3 protein-coding genes and 1 pseudogene are annotated in these 10,936 nt (G+C 69.1%); 1 reads left to right on the top strand and 3 read right to left on the bottom strand.

Going from position 1 to position 10,936, the window contains the following annotated elements; translation table 11 throughout:
• Positions 1-1,013 (bottom strand): annotated as a pseudogene (locus tag FNH04_RS31870) (hypothetical protein); the annotation flags it as partial.
• 231 nt (positions 1,014-1,244) lie between these two features.
• Here FNH04_RS31870 and FNH04_RS31875 point away from each other — a divergent pair.
• Positions 1,245-1,460 (top strand): anti-sigma factor, encoded by a 216-nt coding sequence (locus FNH04_RS31875; RefSeq protein ID WP_152789304.1) that lies wholly within the window; start codon positions 1,245-1,247, stop codon positions 1,458-1,460.
• A gap of 60 nt (positions 1,461-1,520) precedes the next feature.
• Here FNH04_RS31875 and FNH04_RS31880 read toward each other — a convergent pair whose 3' ends face one another.
• Both FNH04_RS31880 and FNH04_RS31885 read right to left on the bottom strand, forming a co-directional pair.
• Entirely contained in the window at positions 1,521-1,760 is a 240-nt protein-coding gene (locus tag FNH04_RS31880) for an MbtH family NRPS accessory protein (protein ID WP_194236880.1), read from the bottom strand.
• Positions 1,761-1,832: 72 nt separating this feature from the next.
• Entirely contained in the window at positions 1,833-10,844 is a 9,012-nt protein-coding gene (locus FNH04_RS31885; protein WP_228031727.1) for a hypothetical protein, read from the bottom strand.
• Positions 10,845-10,936: the final 92 nt, after the last annotated feature.

A 10,936-nucleotide genomic window follows, 5' to 3' on the forward strand; every position in this document is an offset into this window, starting at 1 on the left:
GTCTGGGCCGGGGTCGGGGACGCGGCCGCAGTTGCGGTTGCGGTCGGGGTCAGGGACGCGGTCGCAGTCGCAGTCGCAGTCGGGGACGTCAGGATTGGCGCCTGCGCCGTCAGGATCGCCGCCGGGGCCGTCAGGGTCACCACCTCGGTGGAAGGACCTGTACGTCCCTCCCGGCCGGCCGGGGAATCCACGCCGCTCGCCCCGTCCGCGGCCGGCTCGGGCCTCTGGGCGGCCACCGGCGGGGCGGACTCGTCGGCGCGTCGCGCTCCCCGTCCGGCAGGCTGCTGCCGCCCGGTTCGGGAGCGGCGCTCTCGGGCGGAGTCCCGCCCCGACAGGACCTCCGTCCGGGCGCCGGGCGGGACAGCCGCCGTCGCGGGCGCGGTACCGCTCACCGACGTGACGGCCGCCGCGGGCGCGATGCCGCTCGTCGCACGGCTTGCTGTACGGCGGCGCTGGAGGGCGTAGCCGCCCATCGCGCCGAGCAGCAGGGCCGCGGCCCCGGCGCCCAGGACGGGGGCCAGCCCGTTCGAGTCGGCGGCGCCCGGCGGCGAGTCCACAGCCTGCGGCTGAGGAGTGGCGGTCGCTCGGGGCGACGGCGGCGGCGACGCGGAACCGGACGTCGGGAGCTCGCCGACCCGGACGCCCTCACCCTTCGCGTCGGCCGGCAGCTGGAGAACCCAGCCCGCCTCGATGGCCGTCGGCTGGGTCAGTACGCCGCCGTCGGCCTGGACCCGGTTCTTGTTCAGCTCGAAGATCTCGCCGAACCTGCTGCCGTCACCCAGGACCTTCTCCGCGATGGAGTACAGGAACTCGGGCTTGCCGTCCCGTTCCTTGCCGACGATGTAGTACTTGACCGGGTCCCCCGCGTCCATCGGAGCCCCGGCCCGGACGCCGTCCGGGAACGGGGAGGCCGACGCCGGTGGGGCGCCCCCGGCGGCCAGCAGGAAACCCGCCAGCACGGCTGCGGCCGCCTCGGCCCGCAGCACTCGTGCCCTGTGCCGGTTGGGAGTCATCTTCGTGGTCCCCTCAAAGACTCTGAACTCGTGATTTCTCTGACGCGTGACGCGGTTGTCGGCCGTGATCCCTGGCGCCCCGGCGCCCGGCGCCTCGTCGCCTCAGCCATGTCACGAGCGACGTCACCGCTCGGTTCGGAGCGCGTCGTTGAACCCCTCATCCACGAACTCCGTTGCTTCAAGGGAGAGGTTCGTTTCCTTGGAGTTCCGAGTTCGTGAAAGGTACGTTCGTTGGAGATCCCGATGGTGATGCCGCCGGACGAACCGCGTCCCGAATCGGGCGCGTACGTACTCGGGATTCTCGAACCAGCCGAAACAGCGGATTTCGAATCCCATCTGGTGACCTGCTGGATCTGCCTGGAGGAGGTCCACTCGCTGGGTGAGATCAAGCGCATGCTGGACTGGCTGCTCCACCGCCGTCCTGATCCGGGCGGACACTGGCCGTGAGTGCGGTGCGGGAGGGGGACGGCACGTCGTGCCGTCCCCCTCCCGTACACCCTGCCGGACTCAGGCCCGGAGACTCCCGCGCTTGGCGAAGGTCACCGCCCGCAGGTCCGGCAGCCGTCCTCCGATGGCTTCCACGGCCTTCTTCCGCTCGGTCGTCGTCAGGACCAGGGTCCAGCCCCGGGGTATGACCACCCCGGAGGGCCAGACCGAGTACCGGCCCTCCTCGTCGACGAGCATCAGATAGGCGCCGTCCGCGCACTGCAGGGTTTCCCGGGCCTCGTACTCGAGTGGTGCCTGCATGGCCAACTCCTCATCCTGGGAACGTATGGGTTGATTCACCATCAAAAGCAACGAGGCGAACGCGGTCACGGTTCACAGTCCGTCGATGACGTCGGCGATGGAGCGACGTCGCGGCGCCTCGGCATCGACGGCGTCGCTGCCGCTGTAGTGGGTGGTGTTGTAGAAGAACTCGATCCTCGGGGCACCCTGCGGGCCGACCGTCTGCACCGGCTGCGCGGAGCCCGGGCCGTCCGGACCGTCGACGCGCAGCACGTTCACCTGCCGTTCGAAGGCATGGGCCATCAACGGCAGGAAGATCTCCCCCTGGTCGGTGGCCCACATGGTGTTCCAGTTCTGCACCGCGTGCAGAATCGTCGCGAACTCCTGGTCGTTCAGCGGTGCCGTGCTCTGCGGATACGCGGTCGACAGCACCTCGCGCAGCCCGTCGGACGAGAGCGTGTCGAGCGAGGGCAACTCGCCGCGCGCCTGGAGGTAGTCGAACTGTCTCCGGGGGCTCAGGGCGTCGTCGGACAGACTGAATCCGCTGCCTGCGGCGTCGCCCTCGCTCCGCACGGGGACCTCGGCCTCGGCCATGCCCCGGGCATCCTGCGGGGACATCCCCGTACCGATGAGCTCCTGGGTCCGGGACTGGATGTAGCCGGCGCGCAGATCCGCCGGGTTGATCGCCTCCGGGTGGGTGAGGTGCTCGATGCCGAGCCGCTGCGCCTCGGCCAGGAGCTGGTCGTGGCCCATGGACTCCAGACGGCCCGGGTACCCCTGCGCCACCGTCTGCCGGAACTGGCCGACCACTTGCGGGGGAAGCGTGCCCTGGCTGTCGGTCAGATAGTTCTCGACCACGTTCCGTACGGCGCCGATGGTGGCGTCCGCCGCGCTCGGTGCGGGCACGAGGCCGGTCGAGATGGCCTGTGCCCGGTTGTCCAGTTCCTGCCGGACCGCGGCCGGGTCGCTCAGCCACGCGTACGCCGCGGTGGAGAGGTCGACGCCCTGCTGGGAGAGCGTGTCGCGCACATGCTGGGGGTCACTCGCGACCAGCGAGTAGATCAGGCAGTAGCCATCGGCCGGAACTCTGAGCTGTTGGCCCCTCGGTCCGCTCTCGGATGTCGTCGGCACCGAGTCGGCTACCGGGGTTGATACGGAGTCCGATACAGGGTCCGGTACGGAAACCGATGCGGAGACCGGCGAGTTCGGACCGCCCGTGTCGCTGTCCGTGCCCAAGGGCTGCTTCGGCGCCTGCGGCGAGGACGTCTCCACCAGTCCGGGGGCGTCGTCCGACGTGGTGGAGCCGTCGGCCTGCTCCTCCCGCTTGATCCCCTCGAAGGTCGAGGTCTCGGGAGCGCCGAGGCCGCTCCCCATGTCCTCGATGCGCTTGTTCCGGGACACCGGCTCCGCCGTCCGCGGCGATTGCGTGACCGGGGAGCCTCCGTCCTCCGGGGTCACCCGGCCGGACGGGATCTGCACGCTCGGCTTCGATCCGAGCTCGGCGGCGGTGTTCTTCGAGGGCGTCTGGTCGGTGTCCGACTCCTCCGGCGACGACAACTCGACCACGTCGTCGAGCTGCTGACCGGACGGTTCCACCGCTCGTGGGTTTTCCACGCTGCCGCCGCCGGTCTGCTCGCTGTCGTCCGTCTGCTGCTTGTCGTCGGCCTTGCTGCCGGCCTCCGTCTCGCTGCTGTCCTCGACCTTGTTGTTGTCCCCGGCCTTGTTGCCGGCCTCGGCCTCGTTGCCGTCCCCCGCCTTGTTGCTGTCCTCGGCCTTGTTGCCGTCCTCGGCCTTGTTGCCGTCCTCGGCCTTGTTGCCGTCTCCAGCCTCCTTGTTGTCCTCGACGTCCTTGTTGGCCTCGACCTGGTTGCCGTCCTCGACCTCCTTGCCGTCCTCGACCTCCTTGCGGTTCTCCGCCTCCTTGCTGTCGTCCGCCTTGTTACCGTCCCCGGCCTCCTTGCTGTTCCCTGCCTCCGTGCTGTCCTCCGCCTCCTCGGTGCTCTTCGGCTCCTTGCTCTCGGGCTGTGTCGTCTCCCCGTTGTCAAGCGGAATCTCCGTTGCGTCCAGGGTGTTCTGCGGCTGCGTTCCGGGGGCCTTCGGGAGAACCGCTTCGTCGCCGTCCGGGTTCTCGGGGCTGAAGGTCATGTAGTGGTCGCTCAGGACCGTGGCGTCCGTGGTCTCGCTCTGCGGGATATCGATCATGATGGGCACCAGGCCCTTCTCGACCACCTTGCGCTTGCCGTCGACGAAGGTGAGCTGGACCTCGGCATAGCCGGTGTACCGGGCCAGGGGCATCGGGAACTGGCTCACCGCCATCGACTTGCCTCCGGTGCCCTGCGGCGACCCCTCACGGTGCTGCCGGGTGACGGACCCGGTGGCGGCGAACGTGCCCTGGGCGGCGCCCACACCGTCCACCTTGACGCCCACCTGGCCCCGTCCGTTCCACATGTTCCAGTCCAGTACGGCCCGGCCCGACGTCGTCGACACGTCGTTGGACACGGCGAGCTGCGCGTTGTCGTCGGTGCTCTGGTACTCCAGCTGGACGATCTTCATCGAGGTCTCGACGCCCACATTGGACGTGAAGAGGCGGCGGCCGGGAGCCGGACTGACGAGGGGCTCCCCCCGGGACGCCGAGCCGAACCGGCCGGAGAGCTGGCTGTGGCTGTTGGTGTTGAGCAGGACGTTCTTCACCCGCGACCACGTGGACTTGCCGAAGAACTCCGGTCCGCGGGTCCGCAGGATGTCCTGGACACCTGAGACGTCGCCGAACCAGCGCATGACGTCCAGGTCACGCAGGCCCTGCTCGAAGACGCGCCGTGGCGGCACCTTGACCGGCTTGGGCTCGGGCGTGGCCGACACCGGCTCGGGCGGGGCCGGGAGGCGGTGCTTGGGTGCGTCAAAGCGCTGGGGCGTGTCGGTGGGGCGGCCGTCGGCGGCTTCGATAGCGGCCGTGAACCCGACGTCGGCCGTGACGATGGTTCGGTTGGCGGTGCCGATCCGGCCGACGGTCTCCTTGGCCTTGCCGGCGAGGGCGGACACCGGGTTGCCCGGCCCTTGCGTCGGCTGCGCGCTGGGGTCACCGTTCGCGCTCTGCTCGACGGAGTACGCGGAGAAATTGTGAATGGCGGACGTACTCGGCGCGGACGGGGGCACCACCCGGTTGCTGTCGCCAAGGGTGACCAGCGGCTTTCGCTCCATCTTGAAGATGAGCCGCGCCTGCCCCGTGTAGGCGGTCGCGGGGGACTTGCCCTTGCGCGTCACACCAGAGGACACCGACTTCCCATGGGAGTCCGTCCGGTCCTGTCCCCTTCCATGGGTCACGGTTCCGCCTCCGGTGGCGGCCGGTCCGGCCGGCAGGGAGTTCGCCTGGACTCCCACCGAGTAGAGGTTGGCGCCCCGGCCGCCGGACGAGTTGAGGCCGTCCGCGCCGGGCAGGTTGCGCGCGACGCTGGTACCGCTGGTGAAGTCGGTCGGTGCGAGCTCGCCGGTCTGCTCCAGACTCGACACCGCGGCCGAGATCCGTACGGTGCTCCGGCCGTGCTTCAGGACGATCTCGTGCCCGGCCATCATCGGCTTGAGCTGAGCGTGAAGGTTGTCCGGGTCCAGCTTGGCGAGGATCTTCTTCTGCATCCCGGGCCAGTCCGAGCCCAGCGTCTGCTTGCCGTCCGCCGCGATGCTCTGGACCGTGGCCTTCATTCCGCCGCCGTCCAGGGCGAACACATTGGTGACCACATCGGAGGATCCCAGCCGCTGCGTCTGCTCGATCCGCTGGGGCGGCGCCAGGTTCTGCTGGACGGGCGCCGGGGCCGTGTCTCCCTTCCGCGGGGCATCGCGCAGTGGTACGGCCACGGTGGCGTCGACATCCACCGCGGTGTTCTGCATGGGGAACCGCTTCCCCAAGGTCGACTTCAGGTCGAAGTCGATGCTGTACTCGGCGGTCCCCGAGAACAGGGCGCCGGGTTCCACCGTCTTGCTCTTGCTGACCGTTCCGCCGCCGCTCTCCACGGTCACGCCGGTGTTGGCGCTGTCACCGAGGCGTCCGTAGCCGAGCGTGATGTCGACCTGCGGGGCCTTGGCCTTCACCGTGAAGGAGGTGGTGTTGCGGGATATCTCGTTCCTGGCGATACCGGAGGTGTCGCGCAGCTGCGAGCCGCCCTCGAACTCGAACTGCTCCACGGTTTCGGTATGGGTGAGGTCCTTTAGCTTGGCCGTGACCGTCACCGAGCCCTTGTAGCCGCCGACCGAGATGTTCTCGCTGATCTGGCCGCCCCGGCTGAGTTTGGACAGCTGCGACTTGATGGCGAAGGAGTCGAACGCGTCGTGCAGACGCATCCGCAACTTGTCCGGAATGGTGCCGGCGTGCTTGGTCAGGGTGCTCTCGATGGTGTTCAGCACCGCCGTGTCGTTGCCGTTGAGACTGAGGACGATGTCCGAGGCGCTCAGCTCCCCTCGCTCGGCGAGGCGCTGCGGTGGATCGTGCAGTTCCGCGGGCGGCTGAGACTCCTGCGGTGTGCCGGAACCGGGGCCGGTGAAGACCGCGTGCCCGTCCTCGCCCACCTTGAAGGTCTTGGCGTCCGCGGCCGGAAGACTGAGTTCAACGGGCAGATCGACGCTGAAGGGCTGCGTCCTGCCCCCGACGGTCATCTTCAGATCGACCTGGATCTTGGAGGTGAACAGCGCCTGGGGCTGGGTGAACTTGGCGTTGGAGGAGATCTTCCCGGAGGTGCTGTTCTGCACGGCGCCGCGCTGGATCTCAAGGCGGCTGTAGGCACCGCCGACGGCGACGGGGGATGTCCCGATCGCCCCCTCGACCGAGCCCTGCACGGTGCCCGAGGTGGCCAGTCCGGCCCGGTTGCCCGAGGAGACGGCGTTCTCCAGGATCGGGTTGACGCGGGCGGCGTCGTCGTAGCGTTTGAACTCCATCTCCACCACGCGGGCCGTGGCGGAGACCTTGACACCCGATTTCAGCAGCGCGGTCGACAGTTGTGGCGTCTCCAGCTCCAGGCCACGCGTCATGGAGGTCAACCGTGCCGCGACCTTGGTGATGTTGAACGCCTGCTGGATCTCCTGCCGGACGTTCTTCCAGTCGCCGCCGAGTGCCTTCTTTCCGGCCTTGTCCAGCGCGTCGTGCAAGGGGGCGATGTCGTTGACGTCGCGAACGACGGTGGTGTCGCCGAGACCGCTGGAGGTGCCCTCCGTGGCGGAGGGCCAGACACTGTCCGGAGGGGCGTAGACGTCGGTGCCGGGCTCGAAGGTACGGCGGGCGGGCGGGGCCGGTGGCTTCGTGGGGTCGATCGCGGGCCGGGTCGGGTCGGCCGAAGTCCCCTCGGGCACGCCGGTCTCGCTGATCTCGCCGGTCTCGCTGATCCCGCCAGGCTCGCTGATCCCGCCGGACTCGCTGATCCCGCCGGTCCCGCCGGTCGTGAGTTCTTGGGCCTCGTTCTGCTCGATCAGCGTCCGGAAGCCCACCTCCGCGTCGGCGCTGCCCTTCTTCGTGCCGGTCGGCCCACTCGTGGTGAAGTCCAGGTGCAGGGTGGCGACTCCGTCGAAGAAGGCCCCCGGTGTCTTGATCTTGAGTGTCTGCGCCAGCTCCTGCCCCTTGCCGGACAGTTTCACCCGGTCACCGAAGAAGGAGGCGGTCCCGCCGGCGCCCTCGGTCATGGGCCGACTCGCGGTGACCGTACCCGCCAGGGGAGCCGGCACGATGAGCCTTTCGACCTTGGTCGTCTGGGTGGCGTTCGACCGCTGGACGCTGGTGCCGGTGGTGAACTCGGTCTCGGCGGTGTTGTCCGTGTGCTTCATGGACTTCACCGAGGCGCTGATGTCCACGCCCGCGGTGGTCAGGCCGAGGTTTCCACTGACCTCGAGATGGATCTTCTCCCCGGCCATCATCGACTTCAGGTCCTGCTGAAGCCGGGTGAGGTCGACCTCGGCCAGCAGCTTCTGCTTCAGCTCCGGCCACAGACTTCCGGCGTACTGCGCCCCCTGTTTGTCCACCTGGCCGAAGATCTCCGCCACGGCGTCGGAGTTGTTGTCGGAGGAACCGTTGCCCGTGGAGCCGTTGGAATAGACCTCAGCGACCACATCGGAGGAGCCGAGCCGCCGCCCGTCGATCACACGCTGGGGAGCGTCGAACCGCTTGTCGAGGGGGGCCTTGTCGCCCTGGGCGTCAAGGGTCTCGCGGGTCGGGATGGCGACCGTCGCACCGATGTCGGCGTACAGCGTCTGGGTACCGAAGGGCGTGGGGCTGGTGACGACGGGCACACCGTTCTTCGTCAGGTCGCTGAAGTCCACGGTCAGCTTGACATTGGCACCGAAGATCGAGGCCTGCTCGGTGGTCGCCGCCTTGACGACTGCCTTGGCGTCGTCGCCGCGGGACGAGCCCTTCATCCCGTCGCGGCCGTAGGCGAGCGGCACCGCGACGCTTCCGTCGTTGAGTCTGAAGTTCGCCCGGATCCCTCCGGCACCCTGCCAGCGGGTGTTCTGTGTGGTGCCGAAGGTCGCCTGCCGTTCCGAGCCGATCTCGAACTCGAAGCCCTCAGTGAAGTTCTCGAACGCCATCTGGTCGACGGTGGCCTGGAGCGTGATCCTGCCGGCCCAGCCGTTCGCCTTGAAGGGGGCCGCCAGGATCTCGCCGCGGGAGAGCGAGGACAGGGTGGGCCGCAGGGTGTGCGGGTCGAAGAAGTCCTGGGCGATGGTCGTGGCCGCGCCCATGTCCCCTCCGAAGGCCTTCGAGAGCATCCGGGTGATCTGGTCGACGACCTCGACGTCGTCCGCGCGCAGGCTCACCACGGTGTCGGAGCCTCCGATCCGCCCGTTTTCGCTGACCCGCGCGGGGGGCTGACGCACGGCGTCCATCGCGATGGGCTGCTGGGGCAGGAACGCGGGATCCATGCGCGACAGCTCGGTCGGCGCGGTCTCGGGGGACTTGGTGTCCTGCGGTTTCTCGCCCTGCGCCTTCACGGGCTCTGGGTCCTGAAGGGGATTGAGCGAGGACGACTGCTCTTCCTGCTCGGACTTCGTCTCGGGCTGCACCACCTGCTCCGGCGACTCGGTCACCTCCGAGACCACGGGCTCGATCTCAGTCACGAGCTCCGAGTCGGACTCCACTGGCTGCTTCGGCGACTCGGTCTCAGTCACGACCTCGGACCCCACCGACTGCTTCGGCGACTCCGTCACCTCCGAGACCACGAGCTCGGTCTCAGCCACGACCTCCGACTCCGATTCCACCGGCTGCTTCGGCGACTCGTTCTTAGGCTCGGACCCCACCTGCTGCTCCGGTGACTCCGTCACCTCCGAGACCGTCGACTCCGACTCAGGCACGGCCTTCGCCTCGGCTTCGTTCTTCGGTGGTTGAGTCGTCTCATCGCCGGACTCGTCGATGTCCTGGGGAAGCTGTGACGGAACCGAGTTGTCGGCCAGCTCGTTCGAAGGGGCGGGGCTCTTCGACTCAGTCGGAGGAGTTGTCCCGGTGACAGGGGGTGTCACCGACGTGGACGGGGACAGATCGGTGTCCTCCGCATTCGTAGCGGGCAGCGGGTCATTCGCCACGTCGCTCTGGACGATCTCCTCAAGCTTCTGGGTGAGTTCCGTGACGAGTTCCTGGTCGACCTCCGTGGTGAGTTCCTGCGGTGCCAGGACGGTGTCCTCGGCCTGCACCGGGCTCGCCGCCCCGGAGGGCTCACCGCTTTCGGGCAGTGGCAGGTCCTCGGGCGCCACCACCTCCTGATCGTCCGGCAAGTCCGACAGCGCGTCGTGGAACTCGTCCTCCGGGTCCTCGTCCTCGGAGGAGGACCCGTCGTCGTCCTCCGAGGTCACCGGCGGCGCGTTGGACGTCTCCGGGAAGGTGGGGCCGTCGGACTCGCTCGGTGCCGCTTCGCCGGTGCCGCTGTTCTGCGGGGACGCGGCGGGCTGAGAGGTGAGCGGGAGGTCGTGGACGACAGGGCCGGAGTCGGTGGCGTTCTCGATCTCGGCCAGGTACTCCTGCGGGAACGTGCCGTCGGGCAGCGAGGTCACATCCGCCATGAGACCCGTCGTGTCGCCCTTGCCCGGGCCGCGCCGGAAGAGCGAGTTGCTGTCGCGGTAGCGGTCGCTGAGCCCGGTGTAGTGCAGCACCTCGTGCAGCAGGGTCGCGTCGTCCGTGACCTTCTGGGAGGGGGTGGCGGTCGGCGGGTGCAGGTTGAAGTTGAGCTGGTCGGACCGCTCGGGGGTGGGCGAGACGGAGACGTTGACCGCGTACGGGTTGGTGTCCGTGACCGGCGTCAGCTTCACGTCGATGCTCAGCTGGTCACCGGACTTGGGCAACGTAAAGCCGGTGTTGACGTGCGTGTCGAACAGATCCTGGATGTGCTGCTCCAGGGCCGGGATCTGGTTCGTGTCGAAACCGTTGCCCGCCTTCACCGGTAGCTCGACGGTGAGGTGGCGTACCCAGGTGCCGTTGTCCGCCTGGATACGGCGGATGTCCGTGCGGATGAGGGTGCCCCAGCCGTTGAGGAGCCCCGGCCGGTTGGAGGCCAGCGGATCGGACTTGGGGTCGAACCGCTCGGTGCGCAGGGGCGTCGGCCGCGCGTCGTTCTTGCGGGGCTTCCACTGGGAGGGGGCGACGGCGTTCGGGGAGGGCGACACCATCGTCGGGGTCTGGCCGGTGGACGACGACTTCTTGGGCTTCGACTTCGGCAGAGGCGGCGGTACGGGGATGGCCGTGCCCAGCGGCACCGTGTTCGTCGTCTGGTCCTCCGGTCGCGGGTTCGTACCGCGCTGGGGTACGGGCGCCGACAGGGACGGTGCGGAGAAGCCGGGTCGCCCGGCGGGCGGGGTAACGCCGCCCTGGATCCCGCCCCGGGGGGACAGAGGCCCCGTGCCGGCCGGTGCGGAGCCGGGGGCGCCGGTCTGGCTCGGGCCCTGGTTCTGGGGTTGGTTCTGGGGCTGGTTCTGGTTCTGCGGTGTGCTGTCGGCGATGGGCACGAACGGGGTGCCGCCGCCGCTCTGCGGAGCCGTGACGGGGGCGGCGGGTTGCGGCTGCGTGGTGGTCGGCTGGGCGGGCGATGTGCCACCGCCGAGTACGTCGGCCATGGAGCCCGTACCCGCCGCTCCGTTCGGGTTCACGAAGCCGGACAGCTCGGTGCCCTTGGGAGGGGTGGACTGCTGCGGGGGGCCGTCGGTGATGGGCAGGCTGACGGGGTTCGTGGGGGGAGGTG

This window comes from Streptomyces phyllanthi (assembly GCF_009377205.1).
In the GTDB taxonomy this organism is placed as follows: Bacteria; Actinomycetota; Actinomycetes; order Streptomycetales; family Streptomycetaceae; genus Streptomyces; species Streptomyces phyllanthi.